Below are 23,741 nucleotides of genomic sequence, written 5' to 3' on the forward strand. Positions count from 1 at the left end.
GTTAGGCAAAATCCAAATAAAAAAATGAATCAGTATTCCATAACAAGCAGCAGTGTAGTCAAAGAAAAAGCCAGCGAGTTGGGCTTTCACAAAGTTGGAATTGCTGCCGCAGATGGGGTAGATGCCACAGAAGCGCAGAGGTTGCAAGCATGGATTGAACTGGGTTATCACGCGGATATGGAATGGATGGCTAACCCGAAACGTCAGGATATCCGCTTAGTGATGCCAGAAGTGCGATCGCTAGTATGTGTGGCGCTGAATTATTACACACCACATCAACGTCCCGACGGCGAGGAATACGCCAAAATTTCCCGTTATGGCTGGGGAAGGGATTATCACAAGGTGATGCATAAAAAACTCAAACAGCTAGCTACATGGTTAGAATCACTTGATACAGGTGTGATAGCTCGTTATTATGCAGACACTGGCCCGGTGCAAGATAAAATATTGGCTCAACTTGCTGGAATTGGTTGGATTGCCAAGAATGGTAATGTGATTACAAGGGAATATGGCTCTTGGGTATTTTTGGGAGAAGTGTTGACCAATTTAGAATTAGAGAGCGATCACCCGCATACAGAACACTGCGGTAGCTGTACTCGTTGTCTTCAGGCTTGTCCCACAGGTGCAATTACTCAGCCTTTTGTCGTGGATGCTAATCGCTGCATTGCTTATCATACCATTGAAAATCGGGCAGAGGAATTGCCAAAGACAGTCACACCTCATTTGCAAGGCTGGGTTGCTGGTTGCGATATTTGCCAAGATGTTTGTCCTTGGAATCAACGTTTTGCCAACACAACTGATATTGCAGAGTTTCAGCCTTATCCTGGGAATATTGCTCCCCACCTGCTAGAATTAGCCCAAATCTCAGATCAGGAGTGGGATAAACGATTTCCAGCATCTGCCCTGCGGCGGATTAAGCCAGAAATGTTACGACGCAACGCCCTAGCTAATCTTGACGCATCCAGGCAAAGAATGACCCCGAAAGTAATTATTTTTGATTTTGATGGCACAATTGCTGATACAGTAGACGCCCTTGTAAGCATTGCTAATCGTCTAGCTGTAGACTTTGGTTATAGACAAATAAGCCCAGAGCAATTAGCCCTCCTCAAGAACTTAACATCTAGGGAGATCATTAAGTATTCAGGAGTTTCTCTATTTAAAATACCTTTTCTAGTTAAAAAAGTTAAAGGAGAATTAAAAAACAAAATCCCAGAATTAAAGCCAATTCCGGGGATTAAAGAAGCATTAATAGAACTCCAAAATCATGGATATAAACTTGGTATTATTACTTCTAATTCTAAAGAAAATGTTACACAATTTCTGACAATTAATGATTTAAATCACCTATTTGATTTCATATATTCAGGAATTACAATTTTTGGTAAAACAACGATAATTAATAATGTATTGAGGCAAAAGCAACTCAAACCTCAAGAAGTGATTTATGTCGGAGATGAAACCAGAGATATAGAAGCATCAAAAAAAGCGAATATTCAAGTGATTGCAGTTACTTGGGGCTTTAACTCACCGGAAGCACTCGCCAAGCAAAATCCAGATTATTTAATTCAGCTACCTAGCGAACTACTAGAAGTGATGAATGGTCGTTAATTAATAAATAGTCAAAAGTCTATCAGAAAAATCTCAACTGTTGACAAATGGCTAAAACAGTCGAGTGGGCAATGTCTGTCAATGACGAAAACTTCAATTTTATTTAATATTTGTGACATTGCCCATCCTACAAAATAGCAAGATATTAGGAAAACTTAATTTTTCCGTTCACCCTTTTCTAAAGCTTGTTTTACTAAATCATCACTGACATTAGTTACACCCTCAGTTTTAGAATTCCCAACTTCTTTTGCTAACTCTGCATAATCGTTAGGATTACCAGTTGACTGCGCTTCAGTTTTTGTCTCTTGTGGCTTAGAGGTTTTATATTTAGGTGCTGTGGCTGCTTCGGCTGCTGCTCCACCTTTAGCTGTGCGATCAACTTCACTTACGCTGAATTGTTGAGCAGCTGCATAATCCGCATCAAAATCTACTGTTGGTGCTTTTTCTTCACCACTAGCTATGCTTTCAGCAGCTAATTCTGAGTCATGGGTGGTAGATTCATTTAAATTGGGCTTTATTTCATCAGGCATAATTAAAACCTTAAGGTAAATGTTTAATTGCTTACTTGAGTAATCATAGCAAAGCAATTCGCTGCTTTATTGCTTCCTTGAGAGAGATTTTTACCTCTATTAAAAGGTAGATTAAAGTAGCAATTTCCAATTAATTTAACTATTTCTATTGGTACTAGAATCTGCTTCTCAAACTCTGGTAACACTTAGTGTGGCGTGTTAAATAATGTTGGAGACAAATAATAATGACTGCAAGTTACGACAAAACTATTTCTCAAGCTCAGAGCAATGAAACTCAAAATTTGGTAGATGCCTTTAACGCCTTAGATACCGATGCCAAATTAGCTTGGTTCTATTTTGTTTATGAAAAAATGGGTGATTCCATCACGCCAGCTGCTCCTGCTGCGGCCGAACCAGAGTTAGCACCACTTCTGCTAGGAGATTATTTTGAATTATCCGATGAGCAGCAACTAGATATTATGCGGGATATTGTTAACTGCAAAGACACAGAATATTCTCGTGCATACGGGGCGATCAAAGAAAACAACCAGCTGTTAGTTTGGTATGCTTGGGCGGTAGCTATGGGGGATACGGTGGTGGACTTACCAGCTAGCTACCAATCAAGTAAGGCAATAAATGATCTGGTTTCCCAAATTGAAGGACTAGATTTTGAGGAGCAAATCTCGGTGTTTCGGACAATAGCTGGTGAATTGGGTTACACCGATGTCAAGCCGATCGAAACGCAAGCAGAAACTGGCAAAACGTCAAGTTTGTAATCAGCCTTGGCGAATATAATTCGCTACTACACAGGCTAAGTCCACCTATGTGGACTAGCAGAAAATCGAGTTTTATAACCCGCGTAGGCGGGTTTTGTATGTGTAGCCGCGACTTCTAGTCGCAGAGGCAAGTAATAATTTAGACTTTTCAAACAACCTCTAAGAACCTACGAGACAGCCAACTGACTTAAATCTGCTGGAGTGAGGTTGGAGTGTACGACTTCACCATCACGGAACCAAACGATGCGCTGGGTTTGACGAGCAACTTCTGGTTCATGTGTCACCATGACAACGGTGATCCCACTGCTATTTAGTTCGCCAAAAATATCTAAGACTTCTTGGGTTGTGCGCGAATCAAGTGCGCCTGTGGGTTCATCGGCTAGGAGTACTACGGGACGATTGACAATGGCTCGGGCGATCGCTACTCTTTGTTGTTGTCCACCAGATAGTTGAGTTGGTTTGTTGTTGAGGCGATTTGCTAAACCGACTCGCGTCAGTGCAACTGTAGCGCGATCGCTTCTTTCTTTTGGACTCACGCTAGCATACACCATTGGCAGCATCACATTTTCTAATGCTGTTAGTTGGGGTAATAGATGGAATTGTTGGAAGACAAACCCCAGTTTTTTATTGCGGATGTGTGCTAGGGAGCGATCGTCCATTTGCGCCACATCAATATTATCTAAGTAATAATGTCCGCCTGTGGGTCTGTCTAGACAACCGATAATATTCATGGCTGTGGATTTCCCAGAACCAGAAGGGCCCATAATTGAACAATATTCGCCCTCGTGGATAGTCAAATTCACATCGTTGAGTGCTTTGACTTCAGTTTCGCCACTGCCATATATTTTAAAGATATTCTCCAAACGGATAATTGTTGGTTTAGGGATAGGATTGGGAACCGCAGAATCGGTAATTGAAATAGTGTTTGCCATAATAAGGATTTAGTTATTAGTTGCTAAAGACGCGATTATAGCGCTTCTCGTTTTGAATACCAGTCTTTACAACTTAACAATAAAACTCTCTCGAATATGAAAGTCAGCCTCCGCGCCTCGATGAGTTAACGCCCAGTAAGTCACCTCACCATCTTTATGTTTGATGACAGTCGTAATACCAACTTCAATGGCTTGCTCCACAGAGATGATTTTATCCAAATCGACATTTAAGGTCAGTACTAAACTATCAGCTTGATTGTCAACATTAAACGGTAGATTTTCAAAAGCTGTTTCCTCTTGCATCCGTTGACGGTAGCCATCAAAGCGATAGACATTCCAGTGTCCGGCGGGGGAAAGGTTAAATTCCCAATATCGTTGAGCATCTTTGATGCCAAGAAAAAACTCAAAGCAGGTTTCTTTCCACAATTCATGCTTGCGTGATGGCGTGTTTGCTGGTGGGGCGATATCTTCTCTGCGATCCGCTACAGACTTTGCCAACACAATTTCTTTTAAATTGCCTCCAAGAGTGTAGCAGATAGTAAGTTGATTAGAATTTCGAGCGATATTGCCTGCAATTTTTAAATTAGGAAAGAACTCGGTAGAGGGGAAGGGTTGCAGGGAAAATGTCTGTTCGGTCATTTCATGTCTTGAATAATGTTGCAAATTTGCGTTTTTTGAGATTCAATACTTTCGGTAAGCTTAAACTGGACGATCGCTCTTGCCAAGTTATGTTCTGGATGTTTGACTTTGAAGTAAACATTCCCTGCTAAATAATCAGCAAAGAATCTCAATCCTAGTTCAAAGGCGATGAGACGGATGGCATCATATATATAGGCATAATCATTCTCGGTAAGAAATGCCTTGGCCACAGCAAGATAACCCTGTAGGATTTCCTGACACAGGTCAGTATCGAAACAAACACTTTCCCAATTCTCAGTTTCTTCTCCAGCCGGATTGCAGCCCGATCGCAAGCAATCGCCAATATCGTAATGTACCAGACCGGGTTTAACAGTGTCCAGGTCTATGACGCTGACAGCTTGCTGGGTAGCAGTGTCAAACATCACGTTATTGATTTTTGGATCGCCGTGCATCAGACGCAGAGGTAGTTTGCCTTCAGTTTTGGCATTTTCTAGGATATGTGCAAAGGTTTGGCGATCGCTAACAAACTGCAAGCAATAATTAACTTCAGCAGATTGAAACGCACTAGTTTTCGCCAAAACTTCCTCGTAATGCTGGAGATAAAGCGGTGTAATATGGAATCCTTCAAGGGTATCAGCAAGTTTTTCTGGTGGTAAATCGCTGATTAAATTGTGGAACATCCCCAAGGCATAACCGATTTCTTTGGCATGGGAGCGATCGCTCATAGTATCAAAGGACTGGGAGCCTTCAATAAAGCTAATCGCCCGCCAAAATGAGCCATCTACGTCCCTCCAGTGGTCTTGAGCGTTTTTGGTCAATAGTACGCGTGGCACTTCCCAGCGACGATTCAGGGGTGTATGCTGCAACCGTTTGCGAACATGCTCAGTGAAGGTACGCATATTCTGCATAATCAGTTGTGGCTGGCGGAATACCTGCGTGTTGATGCGTTGCAGGACAAAATGCTGTTCTTCTGAAGAATTTAGAGTTACCAAAAAGGTGTCATTAATATTACCACTTCCAAATGATTTCACGCCTGTAACCTTACCTAGTTGGGCGAATTGGTCTGCGATCGCCATTAGATTTTGGGTATTCTGTGTATTGATTTCTTCTGTCATGTGTTTAACCTGTACTACTCCTCACCTACATTGCACGCAAGCAATAGGGGATATCGTAGCGCAAGTGTCAAGATAATTCGTAATGACGCTCTCTACGAGACGCTGCGCGAACGAATACTCGCTAACGCTGCGCTAACGTAATTCGTAATTGATTATTCAAATGTCAATTATGAATCTTTAAAAGTACTATAGCAATCTTGAATCATTTGTGAAAAACAAGATCCCCGACTTCTCAAAGAAGTCGGGGATCTGTGGGTTGCAATTTAATAGTTAGGAAATCTCATCATTATCAACCCACTCGTCATAAGATGAATCATAACCAACGTAGTGAAGATAATATTGCTGACCTTGGATTTGCTCAATCGTTGCGGAATACCAAGCTTCTTGCTCATCATCCCAACATTTGACCTTTTGACCTACTGCATATCCATTCTCATCAGCGGAGCGAAGATCGCGAGTCCGAATGTCATCTTCGCCTACCCACTCGTCATAAGATGAACCGTAACCAAGGTAATGAATAAAGAATTGGTCATCTTGGATTTTTTCAATTGTACCCTGATACCAATCCTCGTCCTCACTATCCCAAACTTCTACTGTTTTGCTTAATTCATACTGATTCTTATCTGACTTAACAGCAGATGAGACATCTTGGATCGGCTTTTGTGACTCTTGTTGAATTTCTTCTTTTACTAAAGTGTATGCTTGCAAAATTAAACTGCGAGCAACAGTTTGAATTCCCGTATGCTCATAATAATTGGTAGTTTGATCTAGGAATGCTGCAACAAAATCTAAATTATCATCAGCAATCTGAATAAAATTACCCAAATGGCTAGAAATTGATTGCGGAGTTATGCCTGTCTTGGATACTAAGTTATTCATCCAGCCTTGCACAGAGTTGAAACCCTGACTGATAAAACCAACTTTATCAGAGGGGTTACTACCTGGGAGAAAGTTATTAACGGCTAAGAAAACCGGATTTTGAGTTATTGCGTTAGTATCAGTACCACTAATAACTCCCTGAATTTTGCTGAGGAAATCGGGGCCTAATGGGAGAATTCCATCTAGACAGACTAGAGCGGCCATTCGCATTAGGGATGCATTTTGATAGTTGTTAGCGAGAGAATTAGCAAACTCTTGGGGATTAGGTTGAGGAATGCCATTTAGTTTACAAAAGGCAATGATTTCGACAGCAATTTTTAGTACTAAGTCAATGGATTGAGTGACATCAGCTTTGGGAGTAATATTGCCTAAAAAAGACAGAAAGCCGATTTTCTCACTGACTTTATTCGCTAAAGCCGCCGCCGCCATAGCTGTGTCTGCCTTATCAATTGTTTGATAAAGTTTGATTGCGAACTGGTAGCCTAGTTGAGGATCTTGGTATAAAGTGACGGCGCGATCGCGGATTTTCTGAATTACCTTAGCATCGGTTTCTCCAGTGATGCTGCGAATATTATTGTCAAACCCCGTCAAATTGCTCCACTCACCTGGTGCTACATAATCAAGAGCCTTTAAAACTTTGACAGTGATATTGTCAGTCGGTAACTCGTCAACCAACTGAATAATTGATTTATCCATCAGCCGATCCTCAAAACTCCAAATATCGTTGCAACACGATTCAGATCAGCCCACACCCTACAGAAAGCCTTTCTCTCGTCGGCGATGGGCGAATTACTGAACCGTATTCATAGAGTTCCCGAACCTGACTAAAAAATAACGATGTTACCAACAGGTTCTACAACTAAGAGATATTACATAGGCGATCGCACTCATCTTGACTAAATAATAACGACAACGTGCTGAACAAGCAGAACAACGCACCCAATTATACCAATTTGAAAAAAGAATGCGACAGATGGTAAATGTAAGAAAGGTAGCAATTCAGGGTATGTGATGGCAGGCATAACACATATTGAAATCAAAGAAAGTGTGGAGGAACTGGAGGCGTTAGTACGCCAGGAGAAAAATGCTCGACTCAAAGAACGTGTACAAGCACTATATTTGATTAAAGCCCAACAGTTGAATGTATGTGCGATCGCAAAAACTCTGGGAAGGCATCGGGGCACGGTTCAAAGGTGGTTGGCAGATTATCGAAATAGAGGAATTGAGGCGGTTGTTGAGTTTGGAACAAGTCCAGGTCGAACACGTATAATACCAAATTGGGCAGTGTCGAGCTTGAAAAAGCAACTCGAACAGCCTGAAGGTGGATTTCAACGTTACACCCAGATTCAGCATTGGTTAGATACTGTGTTAGGGGTGCAAGCAGAATATGCAACTGTACATTACTTGACGCGTTACAGGCTCAAAGCCAAGCTCAAAGTTCCGCGTCCGCGTAGCCAAAAGCAGGATTTGGAAAAATTAGAGGCTTTTAAAAAAACCTCGGTGACGACTTGCAATTAATTGCTCAATACAGCGCCATCATGTTACCCCAGTACGAGAATATCCGTTATTTCGTACAAGATGAAAGTCGATTTGGACTTAAAACCATTGAAGGGCGCAAGATTACTCTTCCTGGAGTTAAGCCTATTGGTGAGTGGCAATGGCAGTTTAAAGCGTTTTGGCTATACGGAGCAGTTGAACCGCTCACGGGTGAAAGTTTATTTTGGCAGTTTTCTCATGTCGATACTGAATGCTATCAGCAATTTTTAAACGAGTTCGCTGCCTGTTATCCCAACTCACTCAACATTCTACAAGTCGATAACGGCTTGTTTCATAAAGCTAAACGTTTACAAATTCCAGAGAATATCGTTCTGTTGTTCCAGCCAGCCCATTCTCCTGAACTTAACCCGATAGAGCGCGTCTGGGAACATCTCAAGCAAGACCTGAAATGGGAGTTATTTGATAACCTGGAGCATCTGCGAACCAAAGTTGCTCAACTTCTTACTGAACTGACTCCTAAAATTGCTGCTTCTTTGACTGGTTATGACTTCATCCTAAATGCCTTATCTGTCGCAAACATTTTTTGAATTGGTATTATTACCAGATAGGCTACGGGCTATGAGTGTAAATACTGACACTCTATAAGAGAGTAGTACAACACGGCGGAAATAAACCAATCATTCCAAATCAACGAAACCCTTATGCTGTATTCATTTTTAATTTTTAATTTTTAATTTTTAATTCCGCCTTGCAGTACTAGCTGTAAAGGCGGAAAGTTTTTTGTGTCTTTGCATGAGCAAAAAAATCTCACAAGCTTGTGCAACTTAAAAACTCATTTATACGATGCCAAACCTTCTCTAATAAATCAAGATTATCCGCATCAAACCATTCAATTTTTGGATATGCCCGGAACCAAGTACGTTGTCGCTTGGCAAATTGCCTTGTATGCAAAATTGTTAATTCTTTCGCTTCATCCAAAGAAATATTGCCAGACAAATATTGCTTGATTTCTTGATACCCCAAAGTATTCAATAAAGACAAATCAGCGCCATATTTTTGACAAAGATACTCCACCTCAGCAACTAAACCATTTGCTATCATTTGCTCAGTACGCTGTTGAATACGAACACCCAATCTTTCAACATCGCAATCTAAACCAATTTGCAAAATCGGATAATTTGGTGGATTCTCCCCTTGCTGTTCTGAAATTGGATGTCCAGTTACATAAAATACCTCCAATGCTCGTAAAGTCCGGACTGAATCATTGCCATGAATTTTTTGTGCGGCAACTGGATCAACTTGTTGTAACATTGCGTAGAGTTGTGGTTGACCGAGAGATTCCAGTTGCGATCGCAATTCTGTTTGTGGTGCAACTCTCGGAATTTTCATTCCTTGGACAATAGAACGGATATATAAACCAGTGCCACCAACTAACAAAAGTGGTGTAACATCAACAGAAGCAATTAAGGCTTGTGTTTGCTCCTGGTAGTCTGCTACTGTCATCATGTCTGTTGGATCGCAGATATCTATTAAATAATGTGGCACCAATTTTTGTTCAGCCACAGTCGGTTTTGCCGTCCCAATATCAAACTCACGATAAACTTGACGAGAATCAGCACTGAGAATTACAGAACCCAACCGCATCGCCAAAGCCAAAGCCAAACCAGACTTACCTGTTGCCGTCGCCCCACAAATCACAATTAATTTAGTCATTAGTCATTTGTCATTTGTCATTGGTCAAGATTTAGAAATTCTTCCCCTGCTTCCCCTGCCTCCTCTGCCCCCTCTGCTCCCTCTACTCTCCTTGCCCCTCTTCCACGGTAGTGCAACCCCAGTATAAACTTCTCTTGAAAATGCCCTACAGACGCCAGCAAGGCTTTTGTGTTACAATTTTGGAGTGTTTTTACTTTTATTTGCCTTTTGGCGAGTTCAACCCCACGCATCAGGAGAGTTTACATGACGAGCAGTTACAGTGCCGATCAGATTCAAGTTCTGGAAGGTCTGGAAGCCGTCCGCAAAAGACCAGGAATGTACATCGGTACCACTGGGCCGCGAGGACTCCACCATTTAGTTTACGAGGTGGTGGACAATTCAATCGATGAGGCTTTGGCGGGTCATTGCACTCATATAGAGGTGGATATCAACGCTGATGGTTCAGTGACTGTAACAGATGATGGTCGCGGTATTCCCGTCGATACTCACTCGCGCACCGGAAAATCGGCTTTGGAAACCGTTATGACGGTACTGCACGCCGGTGGTAAGTTTGGCGGCGGTGGCTACAAAGTTTCTGGAGGATTACACGGGGTTGGTATTTCTGTTGTTAATGCCCTATCTGAGGTTGTAGAAGTTACTGTTTGGCGAGATAAAAAAGTTCATCTCCAACGCTATGAACGCGGTATCCCAGTTACTGAACTGCAAGCAAAGCCTTACAAGGAAGCTAGAACTGGAACTTCTGTCACCTTTAAGCCAGATACCCAAATCTTTACTACTAGCATTGAGTTTGATTACATCACTTTATCAGGTCGCCTACGGGAATTGGCGTATCTGAATGCGGGTGTCAAAATTACCTTTACTGACAACCGTCTAGAACTACTAAAAAGCGATACACCGAAAGTAGAATCCTACAATTACAAGGGTGGTATTAAAGAATATATCGCTTACATGAACCGTGAGAAGCAGCCGTTGCATGAAGAAATTATCTATGTGCAGGGGGAACGCAACAATGTACAAGTGGAAGTTTCACTGCAATGGTGTACTGATGCTTACACAGATAATGTGCTAGGTTTTGCTAACAATATTCGCACGGTAGATGGTGGTACGCACTTAGAAGGGTTAAAAGCGGTTCTGACTCGGACATTAAATGCGATCGCTCGCAAGCGGAATAAAATTAAAGATAATGAACCAAACCTCAGTGGCGAACACGTCCGCGAAGGTCTGACAGCCGTAATTTCCGTTAAAGTCCCCGACCCAGAATTTGAAGGACAAACCAAAACTAAACTTGGTAATACCGAAGTCCGGGGAATTGTCGATTCTTTAGTGGGAGAAGTCCTCACTGAGTATCTAGAGTTTCATCCTGCTATAGCCGACTCAATTTTAGATAAAGCGATCCAAGCTTTCAAAGCCGCAGAAGCAGCGCGTCATGCACGGGAATTAGTTCGACGCAAATCCGTACTAGAATCTTCGCCATTACCTGGTAAGTTGGCAGATTGCAGTTCTCGTGACCCTAGCGAATCTGAGATATTCATCGTGGAAGGGGACTCAGCAGGTGGGAGTGCAAAACAAGGACGCGATCGCCGCACTCAAGCAATCTTGCCTCTACGTGGTAAAATTCTCAACATTGAAAAAACCGACGACGCTAAAATCTATAAAAATAACGAAGTTCAATCGTTAATTACAGCACTTGGTTTAGGTGTTAAAGGTGATGAATTCGATTCCACTCAACTGCGTTATCACCGCATAGTCATTATGACGGACGCTGACGTAGATGGAGCGCACATTCGGACTTTGTTGTTAACATTCTTCTATCGATATCAACGGGCACTCATCGAACAAGGCTTTATTTATATTGCTTGTCCCCCACTGTTTAAAGTAGAACGGGGACGTAATCATGAGTATTGCTATAGCGATCGCGAAAAAAATCAAGCGATCGCCAAATTTCCGGCTAACGCCAACTATACCATCCAACGCTTCAAAGGTTTGGGTGAAATGATGCCACAACAACTCTGGGACACCACCATGAACCCAGAAACTCGTAAAATGAAGCAAGTCGAAATTGAGGATGCCGCTGAAGCTGATCGCATCTTCACAATTTTAATGGGCGATCGGGTCGCACCCAGAAGAGAATTCATCGAAACCTATGGTTCTAAACTCAACTTCACCGATCTAGATATCTAATATCAGCAGTCCTAAATCATTCGTAAAAAACAAGATCCCCGATTTCTGGAGAAATCGGGGATCTTTGGCTTTGAAGTCTTGATTGACATTCCCAGAACAAACCTTTGCTAAAGATTTTATATCCAAAATACTATAAAGACTACCTCTTTTGGCTGATGACAAACCATGAAATATATAAATCTTTTATATTAATAATTTTTCATACTACAAACTATGTCGTTAGAGGAGTGACTATATCCATAAATTCATTAACTATTGTTAATGATCCCCTATTTAACAGGATTCTACACAAAGCTATGAAAGCGAGCAAAGGCATAGTAGAAAAAGCATTGTTCAATATTATTGGCATAGGTAGCTTGGTTGCTCTGTCTGCCTGCGCTCAACCTGTCACAGAAACTCCCACTGCAACTGTCCCTCCCGTTGCCGAAACCCCCATAACAACTGTTCCTCCCGTTACACCAACTCCTACTGCCGCCACTGCCAACCAAAATTTAGCAGAACTGGCAACATCCGCAGCTAGTCAAGGACAGTTTAAAACCCTCATCCAAGCAGTGCAAGCTGCTGGCTTAACTGAACAATTGTCTACACCAGGCCCTTACACAGTATTTGCACCGACTGACGCCGCTTTCTCTGCTTTACCGAAAGCTACTCTAGACCAACTCTTGCAGCCAGCCAACAAACAACAATTAGTCAGGCTTCTGGCCTACCATGTCGTCCCTGGGGGAACTACCTCCCAGCAATTGACATCTGGAGAAGTTAAAACAGTTGAGGGTAGTACCGTGAAAGTAACGGTTGATCGTGCTAGCAACTCAATTACAGTCAACAACGCTAAAGTGACTCAGCCAGATATCCCAGCTAACAACGGCATTGTTCATGTAGTTGATCAGGTACTTCTCCCACCTAATTTTGCTGCAAGTCTAAACACAACCCCAACACCACGATAGTTTAGCAAAGCTTATAATTTCCAGTTTTCGTTAAGAGTAGGTTTGAAAGCCATCCTGATTTTCAACTAGACGCTAATAATCAATTAAAAATTTAGGTTGACTTGTCACACAAGTGGTAAGTCAGCACTACATAATAACAAAAATTCTAAATTTCTCACTTAGTCTAAAACCATATAATTTGCTTCTTGTCAATATTTTCTAAACAATCAATGTTCGAGTGTGAGCAAAACTACCAATTTTATTGGAAATTTGGCCAAGATAATACTCTTTGCTCTGACTAGCTGATTAATTTCGCCCACCAGCTAGAAACACATTTGTTATCCTCTAAGAAAATAACTGAATATCATCTGTCAAACAGCAATTAATAAGTATTTTAAGGATTTATCACCATAAGATGACAGAAACTCACTGAAATAAAAGTATTTAAATTTACAATTAAGTTACGTAAAACAATATTGTAACTAAATTATCAGGCAATCTTCTGGGTTCTCTGTGTTCAAGTTGATGGCTAGTGAAAGCACACACCATAAAGCTGAAAACTTGTTAATATCTTCATGTGGTGCTGTGGCGATTGCTATTGTATCGTATGTATCTAATGTACTTTTGCCTAAGATTAGGACTATATTGGCTAATTCACAGGACAAATTGTTTTTGAATTGATTAAAATATCCTTGTATACAATAAGAAGAGTTTGTCAAGTTTCATAGGGCTGAAATCGCCACAGTGCGCTAACGTGTGAATAAGACCGAATTAGTTAAACCTAAATTGATCTCCTATCGGTCGATTCTGCCACTACCTCAACTCCTCAGTTAAGGTAATGAGTAAGTAGAAGGTTAACTGGTTTAAGGCAAGCACCACCACACTTGTTGTATTTACCCAACGACAAGACCCCCTTTAGTCTAAGGAATGCGTAATTTATGAAGGAAATGTAAAAATGGGTAGGTTAAGACGAATAGTCTGAGTTAACATAAAATGCACTCTTCCTCAGTAATTAATGTTGTGTAAAATACATGAAATTCGGCAGAAGCAAGCGTACTTACTTTGTAATGTAATAAGAGCGTCACTGTAATTCCGAAAAGTGGAGAAAAAATTTCAGGGTATAAATCCCATTTTTAATGTCTTTTTGGTGAACGTGGCTAACAGTTGCTTAATGAATTCATGATTAATACACAAAAAGAGTGCAATTTCTGTGAAACAGGCTACAATCGGAAGAGTCTTTATAGGAAAATCTGCCAACAGTATGAACTCATTTGTATAGAGTGGCAAATTTTTTGACAAGGGCGAGTATTTTTTTTAACCAGTTAGTTGAAAGCAGTATGTGATAGCAACACATATAACATTTACTAAAGTGAGCAAATCACCTTTAGTAGTTGCTTAAACTAAAGTAAAAGCCCCTCCTAACGGAGGTGTAAAATGTCCGAAAATATCTCTGGCAAATCTGCCAAAAAGCTTATTTTCGGTTGATAACTAGCTCGTTTATAAAGAGCAGTAAACACATCTTGAGTAATTGATTCTGCAAGGAGCATGAGGAACGCGGCATGAACCAGGCTAACAACGTACTCGAAAGCATATATCAGCCTGACCTAGAAATAATAAATCAGCCTGAGCTCGAGTTAGAAGAACTCTTAATAGACGATGAAGAGGACTTGCTGATCATCGATGAAGGTGACGAGGAATTTTTAGAGCCTCAGTCTGATGAGGACGACGCAAAGTCTGGAAAAGCCGCTAAATCGCGTCGTCGGACACAAAGCAAGAAAAAGCACTATACCGAAGATTCAATTCGGCTTTACTTGCAAGAAATTGGTAGAATTCGTCTGTTGCGGGCAGACGAAGAAATTGAATTGGCGCGGAAAATAGCCGATTTGCTGGAATTAGAGAGAGTCCGCGAAAGACTCTGTGAGCAATTAGATCGCGATCCTCGAGATAGTGAATGGGCAGAAGCAGTACAACTGCCACTACCAGCCTTTCGTTATCGCCTCCATGTTGGTCGTCGGGCGAAAGACAAGATGGTGCAATCTAACCTCCGTCTTGTAGTTTCAATTGCTAAGAAGTACATGAATCGTGGTTTGTCGTTCCAGGACTTAATTCAGGAAGGCAGTCTCGGTTTGATTCGTGCCGCTGAAAAGTTTGACCACGAAAAAGGTTATAAGTTCTCCACCTATGCTACATGGTGGATTCGTCAAGCAATTACCCGTGCGATCGCAGATCAATCTCGCACAATTCGTCTTCCAGTTCACCTTTACGAAACCATCTCTCGGATTAAGAAAACTACCAAGTTGCTATCTCAAGAGATGGGTCGTAAGCCCACTGAAGAAGAAATCGCCACTCGCATGGAAATGACCATTGAGAAGTTGCGGTTCATTGCTAAATCTGCCCAGTTACCTATCTCACTAGAAACGCCTATTGGTAAAGAAGAAGATTCTCGATTGGGCGATTTTATTGAATCCGACGGTGAAACGCCAGAAGACCAAGTTTCCAAAAATCTTCTCCGCGAAGACCTTGAAAAAGTCCTCGACAGTCTCAGCCCACGTGAACGTGATGTTCTCAGACTACGTTACGGCTTGGATGATGGTCGGATGAAAACCCTTGAGGAAATCGGACAGATTTTCAACGTTACCCGCGAACGGATTCGTCAAATTGAGGCAAAGGCACTCCGCAAATTACGCCATCCAAATCGCAACAGCGTTCTCAAGGAATATATTCGGTAGTTAGTATCATTAGTCATTGGTCATTGGTCATTAGTAAATAAACGAATGACAAATGACAACTGACTAATAACAAAAAAAATAAAAAACCTGGTAGTGAATTGGCACTCCAGGTTTTTTTATTTATAGGTCATCTTAGATATTAAAACTTACAGGATGCCCCAAAAGTGTAGGAAGCCTTGACCAGAAAAAACTTCAACCAAAATGGCTGCTGAAAAACCAATCATTGCCAAACGACCGTTCCAAATTTCTGCTTGTGGGGTAAAGCCCCAACGCCAAGCGTTCCGATCTTCAATTACAGGAGTAGTTACTTTTGTGGTGGTTACATTTGTCATGGTCTGAACTCCAAACTTAATTTTTAAGGTTTATTGCCTTATGTAAACTAATATAACAAATATTTTGAGAAAGGCAACATTTTTTATACTTTTATCTCCATACCTTGACATAAATAGGAATAGCTATTTATACAGATTCAAGCATCTGTCTTCAGTAAGATTTACTGAAGTGAAATAAATGTTATTTAGAATTTTAGCGTTATAAACAATATACTCTTATTGAAATCAATTCTCAAATATTTTATTTAAATTGCTTTATTTCCAATAGAGTTTGTTATTTTAAGATAAGAAAATATTGATAGTTTAAGTCATTACCAGACAATTTCCATTTCTTTTGAAGTCGAGACAAAACCAAGCTTTTTATAGAGACTTTTACCATCCTCAGTGGAGAGAAGCCAGAGGCGTCTTGCCTCAGTTGCTCTCACAAAGCTGTAATTTCCTTTAACAAGGCTGTTGCAATTCCCTGTCCTCGCCACATCGGAATTGTATAAACCTTCATAATGTAGGCTTCTAAGTAAGTGGGCAAGAATAAATCAAACTACATTAAGTAATCTAAAATTCACTTGAATTAGCTCGTAGTAAGGGCTTTAGCCCTTAAGAAAGGACTAAAGTCCCCACTACAAACCTTTAATTATTTACGCGAGTCACCTTTAATATCGCCAGCCTCCCGCAGGAGTTCGAGACGCAGTTGGATTAGCGCCTCTAAATCCTGCAAGTTGGCTTGTCGCAAGTTGAACATCACCCTAATTTACGATCGCACTTCAGCCACAGTGATAATTTTTTCATCGCGGTTGAGTTGGAGGATACTTTCACCTTTGACATCTCTACCTAAGAGCGGCACTGTTTCCACAGGTATCCGCACTACCCGTTCCTTATTCGTCACTAAGGCTACCTCACCAGATGCGATCGCTATGACCATACCAGCTAAGTTGTCAGTTTTGCTAGCAAATTTCAGCGCTTGCGTGCCTAAATCGCCGCGATTAGCCGCTCTCAACTGACTCGCAGCCATCCGCTTGGCATATCCTTCTTGAGTAACTAGCAGCAGTTGATCATCTTTACCGACAGTGACACAGCCAACCATTTGCTGATTTTTCAATAACCGAAATGCTTGTAAACCCATCGCTGTGCGACCCATGACTGGTAATTGTTCATCATTGGCTGCAAAGCGCAACATTCGCCCACCTGAACTAGCTAAAATTAGATGCGCCCCTGGAGCGGTGAACTGGGTAAATGACAATTCATCATCGTCTTTGAGCTTCAAAATCGTGATTCCGCGCCGAGTTAAGTTAGTAAATTCTCCCAGAGACAGACGTTTAATTCTTCCCTGTTTTGTGAGGAGAATCATCTGCCTAGTTTCAAGATTTTCCGGCAGCAAAAAGCGGCTGACCACATCTTCTTGAGCGCTTTGAGCAGTACTACTGAGCATAGTAATCAAAGGTTTTCCCCGTGGAGAACGTCCAGTGGTTGGGGGAATTTCTCCCACATTCACCGGGTAGACTTTGCCGCTACCAGTTAGTATCAGCAAGTCTTTCCCCGTGTCGGTCAACACAGTTTGGATAATGAAGTCATTATCGTGCAGACCATTTTCAGCTTTTGACTTTCTCCCAGATGGCTGAGTGCGGCGGACATAACCGCGTTGGGTAAATTCTAAAACCGCTTCTTCTACTGGTTCAGAAGATTTAAGTTCCTCCTCCTCTGCCCCTGTGCCCTTCTGCTCCTCTGCCTTAGACTTCTGCTCCTCTCCGATTTTTGTCCGCCGGGGATCGTTGTACTTGCGCTTGAGCGATCGCAATTCTTTTTTCAGCGCCTTTAATAATTCGCGGCGATCGTTCAGCAATTGCTCCAATAAACTAATTTGTTCGCTGATTTGCTCAAATTCCTGCTGCAAATTTTGCTGTTCTAAACTAGTGAGGCGGCGCAACGGCATAGCCAGAATTGCATCTCCTTGTACCTCACTCAAATCCAGTTGGCTACAAAGATTAATTTTTGCCGTAGTGCCATCAGGAGCTTGGCGCAAAATTTGAATTACCTCATCCAAATTAGACAGCGCTTTCAGCAAACCTTCCACCAAATGCACACGACTTTGGGCCTTACCCAACTCGTAATTATAGCGGCGGTTCAGCGTCTCTTCTCGGAAACTCAAAAACTCCTGCAAAAGTTGACGCAAACTTAATTGGCGGGGTTGTCCATCTACTATTGCTAGGAGAATAGCCCCAAAAGTCATTTGTAAAGCAGTTTGGTGATACAAATGTTGGAGAACTTCTTGGGGATTGGTATCGCGTTTGAGTTCAATTACTACCCGCATCCCTTCGCGATCGCTCTCATCCCGAAGATCGGAAATTCCTTGCAAACGTCCTTGATTTACTAAGTCCGCTACCTTCTCAATCCAGGCAGCCTTATTCACTTGATAAGGCAATTCTGTAATGATAATTGCCGTCCGTCGCTTGCTTCCCCGACTGGCTGGAATTTCCTCCAGAGTCGCGACTCCCCGTAGCAAAATTCCACCTTTACCTGTGGTGTATGCTTCCCTAATTCCCGTTTCACCAATTATTTCTCCACCAGTGGGAAAATCTGGCCCTGGAATTAACTCGAATAATTTTTCATCTGGCAATTCTGGATTGTCGATTAAGGCAATTAACCCATCGACAACTTCCCCCAAATTGTGGGGTGGTACATTCGTTGCCATTCCTACGGCAATACCAGAACAGCCATTGAGCAATAGAAACGGCAACTGAGCAGGTAACACCGTTGGTTCTTGCTGGGAATTATCAAAGTTCCCGACAAATTCCACAGTTTCTTCGCCAATTTCTGTCAGCATTCCCTCATGACTGATCGGTGCGAGGCGCGTTTCTGTGTAGCGCATCGCCGCTGGCGGGTCATTATCGACACTGCCAAAGTTACCGTGCCCTGCCAGCAAAGGATAGCGGCTAGAAAAATCCTGTACCAGCCTGACTAAGGCATCGTAAACTGATTGGTCGCCGTGGGGATGGTATTTACCCAACACATCACCCACTACACGGGCACATTTTCGATAGGGTCTATCTGGTACTAAACCAAGTTCGTGCATTGCATACAAAATGCGGCGATGCACTGGTTTTAAGCCATCACGCACGTCTGGTAGCGCTCGCCCGACAATCACGCTCATGGCATATTCTAGATAAGACCGTTGCATCTCGGTGTGCAGGGCTGTTGGAATTACCTGTCCCGTTGAGAGAAGGTTTAACTGTTTTGCCATGAGTTTTTTCCCTGAAATTTAACTACACAAAAGCCGATGGAACTCAACACTGCGGCAACCACAGCATAACGGATCAAATAGGATTCATAACAAAATTTTGATAGTCGCAGAAGAAAAAGCAGTAGTATCATCCTTGATGACGAGGATGCAATTGACTATTAAAAAGGATGCACACGAGTATAATCTACATAAACTTAGTAGCCATCATACTTACCGAAGAAGAATTCAGAATTCAGGAGACAGAATCCAGAATGGATTTTGTGGGACTGGATAGAGAATCGAGGTTTAAAGCAAGTGATTTTAAACGCGCGTGAAGAAAAAATTTTTTCCATGACTGTTACGCCTGACTTGATTGCTGGGTTATTCTGAATTCTGTTAGCGCAGCGGGGCGTAGCCCATTCTGTTTTCTGACTCCTTTTGATCATGATTGCATTTCTTAATTTTGAATTCTGGAATTCTTTAATCTCCTCACCTCTATAACTAAAATTCTCATGAAAACTGTTTTAATTGTCGAAGACGATCTAATTAATGCTCGTGTTTTTTCCAAAATTTTGTCCAAGCGTGGCGGCTTGGGTGTAAAACATACTGAAAATGTCGAAGAAGTTATAAAAATTGCCCAATCAGGAGAAGCCGACCTGATTTTGATGGATGTTTCTCTGTCCAGAAGTGTTTACCAAGGCAAGTCTGTTGATGGAATCAAGATTACACAAATGTTGAAATCTGATCCGAAAACAGCAAACTTGCCTGTAATTTTGGTTACGGCACATGCTATGGAAGGCGATCGCGAGAACTTTCTTAAGCAAAGCGGTGCTGACGGCTACATTTCTAAGCCAGTTGTTGACCATCAACAGTTTGTTGACCAAATCATCGCACTTCTACCGACAGACTAACACTGGGAATTAACGACTTAATTTTAGGAATACTTGCCCGCCAATATTTTTGGGCAACTATTTCCCGTATTTGTTTAGTATATATGTACTACGAAAAGGTACTGTTAGGCAAGTGGGGAATGGGGAATGGGCATTGGGAACTGGGCATTGGGAATTAATCAATAATTCTTCTTCCACTGCTCCCCCTGCTCCCCCTGCTCCCCACTCTTATTGAGTAGGCTGTTGCCTAGGGGCTGATGATGAGTTTGCTGGTTGCTGTAGGGCTGCTTGAATACGGGGTAATTCTAGGAATTTTTTCGTATCAGACAATAAGCGATCGCCCCAGAGATTTTCTTTGAGGAAATCCAAATTAGCATAGCGCGAATCGATCCGGAGCGCAGTTTCTCCCAAGGTTAGTCCTTGTTGACGATCGCCTTTAGTATAGAGTGCCACTGCTAAGGCCAATAAAGGTTCTGCGGCTTGTTTGTCAATGGTGACAGCAGATTGCCATTGCTTAATCGCTCCGGGGATATCACCCTGTTCGTAGTTGATTAAGCCAATATTGTTGAGCGCTGGCCAGAATTTTTTATCTTTAGAGACTGCTGTATTGTACTGCGCGATCGCATCAGGCAATCGACCCAGCATAAAGTAAGCATTACCCAAATTAAACAAACCCTCTGGATCATTGGGTTTTAACTTCAAACCCTCTTGGTAATTGACAAGAGCTGCTTGGTAATTTTTCTGCTGAAAATTAGCTGAACCCAAAGCAAACAAAATATCACCATTTTTGGGGTTGATAGATTGCGCTTTTTTCAGGCTAGCGATCGCTGCGTCAAACTCTTTAGTTTGCAGTTGCAATCCACCTAACAGCAACCATACCTTGTCATTCCCAGGAGCCAGCTGACTAGCCAGCCGCGCTCGTGGCAAAGCTAGTTCAACCTGTTGAAACTGAGCTAGTTGAGCCGCCTCTTGCGCCAAGCTCAACCCCTGCTTCTCTAACTTTGTCGGATCTAATTGCAGTGTATGGGGTATTAATGCCTGCGCGTTAGCGGCTTTTGGCATACTCCACAAACTACAAACCATTAGAAAAGAAATCAAACGAACATGTTTAGGCACATTACCGCCTTTAAGCCACTAATCAAAGAATCTTTCAGCTAGCTTAAACGATCTCCGCTGTTGACGGCAGCAAAATCTTACAAACAAAGGCATGAGGGAGGAGGCAGAAGTATTAACAGAAACTTTAGTTGACTTAAACCTCCTCTTCCTGAAGTTATTAGTTCTTGACATTTCTATAACAAAAACAATTTATACCCAATTCCCAGTCCCCATTAAAAAAACTGATGACTTTCGTCATACCTCAGCCTGGAATTACTAGTGACTTTCGTCATACATAGGTTTGGACTTTTTGATCGATAATTATAATGTATGAATTTATACGATGAGGTAAATATTAAACACTTTGATGTCCAAACAAAAGCAACTGTCTAAGATTGCTGAATTTAAACATCAGCAAAATAGAAGTTTAATGCCAATTAGGAGTTAATTCCATGTTGAAACCAAACCGTGTATCGATAGTTTTAGCTGCTGCTGCTTTGATCATTGTTCCCACTCTGTTGACTGCGCCTGCAAATGCCCAGACGGAAGTCTATGTTGTTAGCGATCGCAATCAAAATTGGGATCGCGACGGCAGAAGCAACTCTAGAGAAGTCAGAAACTCTAGAGACAGGGGTAATTGGAACCGTAACGGCAGACCCTATCCTGTAGAAGTCAGAAACTCTAGAGACAGGGACAATTGGAACCGTGATGGCAGACCCTATCCTGGAGAAATCAGAAACTCTAGAGACAGGGACAATTGGAACCGTAACAACCAACCCTATAGCAGAGTAGTCAGACTTGGTAATGGTGATATCAGATATCCCAATGGGCAAATTATTCCTGCTAGATCCATAGTCAGACTGCGTAATCAAGGTTATTACAGACTTCCTAACGGAGATATTCTTCTTCCTAATCAGGAAGTTGTTCCATCTAGAAGATTAGTGAGAGTCCGTGATAATTTCTTCAGACTTCCTAGTGGATTGGTACTGCAAATAAACCTTTAAAACACTAAAAACTCAAAATCATTGTCAGTATAGGGCTACCAGGCTATAGTTTTAGCCGTGAATAACTAGCTCGGTAGCCGTTCTTTATAGAAAAAGTGGATATGAAAATTGATACATCAAACACCGTAGATTCATCATCACCAGCTTTGGTTCCAGAGGTAAAGAAAAAAAAGGTCAGACGTAATTGGCTCTCTTGGCTAATTGCTCTTTGCCTTTTGGGGGGAATTGGCTATGCAGTTTATTACCAAGTAGCCGTTGTTTCCCGCCAAGAAGCCAGTCGTCGGGTGCTGACAAGACCTGTACAAAGGCAGAGTTTAACAATGACAGTTTCAGCTAACGGAACGGTGAAGCCTGAACGGTCAATTAACCTCAGCCCGAAAAATTCCGGCATCTTGAAAACACTGTTGGCGAAGGAAGGGGATCTCGTCAAGCAAGGACAGATTGTCGCTTACATGGATGATTCTAACCTCCGGGGGCAACTCACCTCTGCTCAAGGACAGTTGGCACAAGCCGAGGCGAATTTGCAAAAAGCGATCGCAGGTAATCGCCCTCAAGATATTGCTCAAGCCCAAGGAGTATTAGACGAAGCCCAGGCCAATCTGCAAAAGGTACAAGCAGGTAATCGCTCTCAAGATATAGCCCAAGCACAGGCACGCTTGCAAAGCGCTCAAGCCTCCCTTCGCCAAGCAGAAGATGATTTGGTTCGTAATCAACAACTTTACAATGCAGGCGGTATTTCCCTTCAGACTCTTAACCAAAACCGTTCCAACCGCGACAGCGCTCAAGCTCAAGTTAATGAAGCACAGCAAGCACTGGGGTTGCAAAAAGCCGGGTCACGTCCAGAAGACATCGAGCAAGCCCGAGCCGTGGTGAAGCAGAGACAGCAAGCTTTGGCACTTGTGAAAGCCGGAACGCGCCAAGAAGATATTGACGCAGCCCGCGCCCAGGTAACATCTGCTCGTGGTTCGCTGCAAAACATCCAAGCTCAAATCAATGACACGATCATTCGCGCCCCTTTTGATGGTGTGGTGACAAAGAAGTTTGCTGATCCCGGCGCCTTCGTGACACCTACAACTGCTAGTAGTGAAGTAGCTTCTTCTTCTTCTTCTTCAATCTTGTCTCTCGCTTCAACAAATGAGATTGTCGCCAGTTTAGCAGAAACAAATATTTCTAAAATCAGCCTTGGTCAAAAAGTCTCGATTCAAGCAGATGCCTATCCAGGAAAAACCTTTGAAGGTAAAGTCAGCCAAATTGCTGCCCAAGCAATAGTCGCGCAAAACGTCACCAGTTTTGAAGTCAGAGTATCGCTTTCAGACCCGGAAAGGCTACTGCGGTCTGGGATGAATGTCGAAGTAGATTTTCAAGTCGGTCAAGTTGAAAATGCTTTAGTAGTGCCAACGGCCTCAGTCGTGCGCCAACAAAATGCCACAGGTGTGTTTGTGGCTGGAGCAGATAACAAACCTGTGTTCACTCGCATCGAGACTGGTGTCACCGCAAATAACTTTACTGAAGTTAAGTCTGGATTGACAGGAGACGAAAGAGTATTGCTCAGTTTCCCACCAGGATCACGTCCGCAATCAACACCACGAGGCGGAGTTTTTCCCGGTCTAGGAGGAGGCGGGGGTGGCGGTGGTGGTGGTGGAAGAGGAGGTGGTGGCGGCGGAAGAGGAGGCGGTGGCGGTGGTTCTTAAAGTTAGTTGTAAAT

The 23,741-nt window shown here is 42.3% G+C and carries 20 protein-coding genes and 1 pseudogene; 11 read left to right on the forward strand and 10 right to left on the reverse strand.

Translation table 11 applies throughout. From position 1 onward, the window contains the following. Positions 1-24 precede the first annotated feature (24 nt). Both queG and HUN01_RS35500 read left to right on the forward strand, forming a co-directional pair. Positions 25-998, forward strand: a pseudogene (queG, locus tag HUN01_RS35495) (tRNA epoxyqueuosine(34) reductase QueG). Further along, positions 973-1,608, forward strand: coding sequence for an HAD-IA family hydrolase (locus HUN01_RS35500; RefSeq protein WP_238846399.1), 636 nt, complete (start codon positions 973-975; stop codon positions 1,606-1,608). Before queG ends, HUN01_RS35500 begins: the two are co-directional and overlap by 26 nt. Positions 1,609-1,763: 155 nt before the next feature. On the opposite strand, the gene HUN01_RS19565 is transcribed toward HUN01_RS35500, so the two are convergent. After that, a complete protein-coding gene (locus HUN01_RS19565) occupies positions 1,764-2,138 on the reverse strand; it encodes a hypothetical protein (RefSeq protein ID WP_181927596.1) in 375 nt (124 codons plus the stop codon). 224 nt (positions 2,139-2,362) lie between these two features. Here HUN01_RS19565 and HUN01_RS19570 point away from each other — a divergent pair, with 224 nt between their 5' ends. Next, entirely contained in the window at positions 2,363-2,893 is a 531-nt protein-coding gene (locus HUN01_RS19570) for an orange carotenoid protein N-terminal domain-containing protein (RefSeq protein ID WP_181927597.1), read from the forward strand. Between the two features lie 167 nt (positions 2,894-3,060). Here HUN01_RS19570 and HUN01_RS19575 read toward each other — a convergent pair whose 3' ends face one another. The 4 genes from HUN01_RS19575 to HUN01_RS19590 form a co-directional block, all read right to left on the reverse strand. After that, on the reverse strand, positions 3,061-3,825 hold the full coding sequence (locus HUN01_RS19575; protein ID WP_275944575.1) for an ABC transporter ATP-binding protein: 765 nt from the start codon (positions 3,823-3,825) through the stop codon (positions 3,061-3,063). A gap of 66 nt (positions 3,826-3,891) precedes the next feature. Continuing rightward, positions 3,892-4,464: a DOMON-like domain-containing protein gene (locus HUN01_RS19580; protein WP_181927598.1), complete on the reverse strand. Its 573-nt coding sequence runs from the start codon at positions 4,462-4,464 to the stop codon at positions 3,892-3,894. Then, positions 4,461-5,579, reverse strand: a complete 1,119-nt coding sequence (locus HUN01_RS19585) for a phosphotransferase enzyme family protein (protein ID WP_181927599.1) — start codon at positions 5,577-5,579, stop codon at positions 4,461-4,463. Before HUN01_RS19585 ends, HUN01_RS19580 begins: the two co-directional genes overlap by 4 nt. A 270-nt stretch (positions 5,580-5,849) precedes the next feature. Beyond that, a complete protein-coding gene (locus HUN01_RS19590) occupies positions 5,850-7,154 on the reverse strand; it encodes a Tudor-knot domain-containing protein (RefSeq protein ID WP_181927600.1) in 1,305 nt (434 codons plus the stop codon). 315 nt (positions 7,155-7,469) lie between these two features. Between HUN01_RS19590 and HUN01_RS34925 the strand changes: the two genes are divergently transcribed. Next, a complete protein-coding gene (locus tag HUN01_RS34925) occupies positions 7,470-7,976 on the forward strand; it encodes a helix-turn-helix domain-containing protein (protein WP_203219488.1) in 507 nt (168 codons plus the stop codon). A 20-nt stretch (positions 7,977-7,996) separates the two neighbouring features. Next, positions 7,997-8,542, forward strand: a complete 546-nt coding sequence (locus HUN01_RS34930) for an IS630 family transposase (RefSeq protein WP_203219489.1) — start codon at positions 7,997-7,999, stop codon at positions 8,540-8,542. Between the two features lie 220 nt (positions 8,543-8,762). Here the strand turns inward: HUN01_RS34930 and miaA are convergent, their stop codons facing one another. Continuing rightward, positions 8,763-9,668: a tRNA (adenosine(37)-N6)-dimethylallyltransferase MiaA gene (gene miaA / locus HUN01_RS19600; protein ID WP_181927601.1), complete on the reverse strand. Its 906-nt coding sequence runs from the start codon at positions 9,666-9,668 to the stop codon at positions 8,763-8,765. Between the two features lie 243 nt (positions 9,669-9,911). Here miaA and gyrB point away from each other — a divergent pair, with 243 nt between their 5' ends. The 3 genes from gyrB (at position 9,912) to rpoD (ending at position 15,501) form a co-directional block, all read left to right on the forward strand. Next, entirely contained in the window at positions 9,912-11,849 is a 1,938-nt protein-coding gene (gyrB, locus tag HUN01_RS19605) for a DNA topoisomerase (ATP-hydrolyzing) subunit B (protein WP_181927602.1), read from the forward strand. Positions 11,850-12,145: 296 nt separating this feature from the next. Beyond that, positions 12,146-12,793 carry a fasciclin domain-containing protein gene (locus HUN01_RS19610; protein WP_181927603.1) on the forward strand — a complete coding sequence of 216 codons (648 nt, stop codon included), beginning with the start codon at positions 12,146-12,148 and terminating at the stop codon, positions 12,791-12,793. A gap of 1,538 nt (positions 12,794-14,331) precedes the next feature. After that, positions 14,332-15,501: an RNA polymerase sigma factor RpoD gene (gene rpoD / locus HUN01_RS19615; protein ID WP_069073375.1), complete on the forward strand. Its 1,170-nt coding sequence runs from the start codon at positions 14,332-14,334 to the stop codon at positions 15,499-15,501. 146 nt (positions 15,502-15,647) lie between these two features. Here the strand turns inward: rpoD and HUN01_RS19620 are convergent, their stop codons facing one another. From HUN01_RS19620 to gyrA, 3 genes are all read right to left on the reverse strand, one after another. Next, a complete protein-coding gene (locus tag HUN01_RS19620) occupies positions 15,648-15,833 on the reverse strand; it encodes a chlorophyll a/b-binding protein (protein ID WP_181927604.1) in 186 nt (61 codons plus the stop codon). A gap of 421 nt (positions 15,834-16,254) precedes the next feature. After that, a complete protein-coding gene (locus tag HUN01_RS36620; protein ID WP_420832814.1) occupies positions 16,255-16,332 on the reverse strand; it encodes a GNAT family N-acetyltransferase in 78 nt (25 codons plus the stop codon). A 249-nt stretch (positions 16,333-16,581) separates the two neighbouring features. Beyond that, positions 16,582-19,068 (reverse strand): DNA gyrase subunit A, encoded by a 2,487-nt coding sequence (gene gyrA, locus HUN01_RS19630; RefSeq protein WP_181927606.1) that lies wholly within the window; start codon positions 19,066-19,068, stop codon positions 16,582-16,584. A 491-nt stretch (positions 19,069-19,559) separates the two neighbouring features. On the opposite strand from gyrA, the gene HUN01_RS19635 reads away from it, so the two are divergent. Next, a complete protein-coding gene (locus HUN01_RS19635; protein ID WP_069073372.1) occupies positions 19,560-19,958 on the forward strand; it encodes a response regulator in 399 nt (132 codons plus the stop codon). Positions 19,959-20,165: 207 nt separating this feature from the next. On the opposite strand, the gene HUN01_RS19640 is transcribed toward HUN01_RS19635, so the two are convergent. Then, positions 20,166-21,053: a tetratricopeptide repeat protein gene (locus HUN01_RS19640; RefSeq protein WP_181927607.1), complete on the reverse strand. Its 888-nt coding sequence runs from the start codon at positions 21,051-21,053 to the stop codon at positions 20,166-20,168. Positions 21,054-21,484: 431 nt separating this feature from the next. On the opposite strand from HUN01_RS19640, the gene HUN01_RS19645 reads away from it, so the two are divergent. Continuing rightward, positions 21,485-22,036 (forward strand): hypothetical protein, encoded by a 552-nt coding sequence (locus tag HUN01_RS19645; RefSeq protein ID WP_181927608.1) that lies wholly within the window; start codon positions 21,485-21,487, stop codon positions 22,034-22,036. Positions 22,037-22,137: 101 nt separating this feature from the next. After that, positions 22,138-23,727 carry an efflux RND transporter periplasmic adaptor subunit gene (locus HUN01_RS19650; RefSeq protein WP_181927609.1) on the forward strand — a complete coding sequence of 530 codons (1,590 nt, stop codon included), beginning with the start codon at positions 22,138-22,140 and terminating at the stop codon, positions 23,725-23,727. Positions 23,728-23,741: the final 14 nt, after the last annotated feature.

Source organism: Nostoc edaphicum CCNP1411 (assembly GCF_014023275.1).
GTDB classification, from domain to species: domain Bacteria; phylum Cyanobacteriota; class Cyanobacteriia; order Cyanobacteriales; family Nostocaceae; genus Nostoc; species Nostoc edaphicum_A.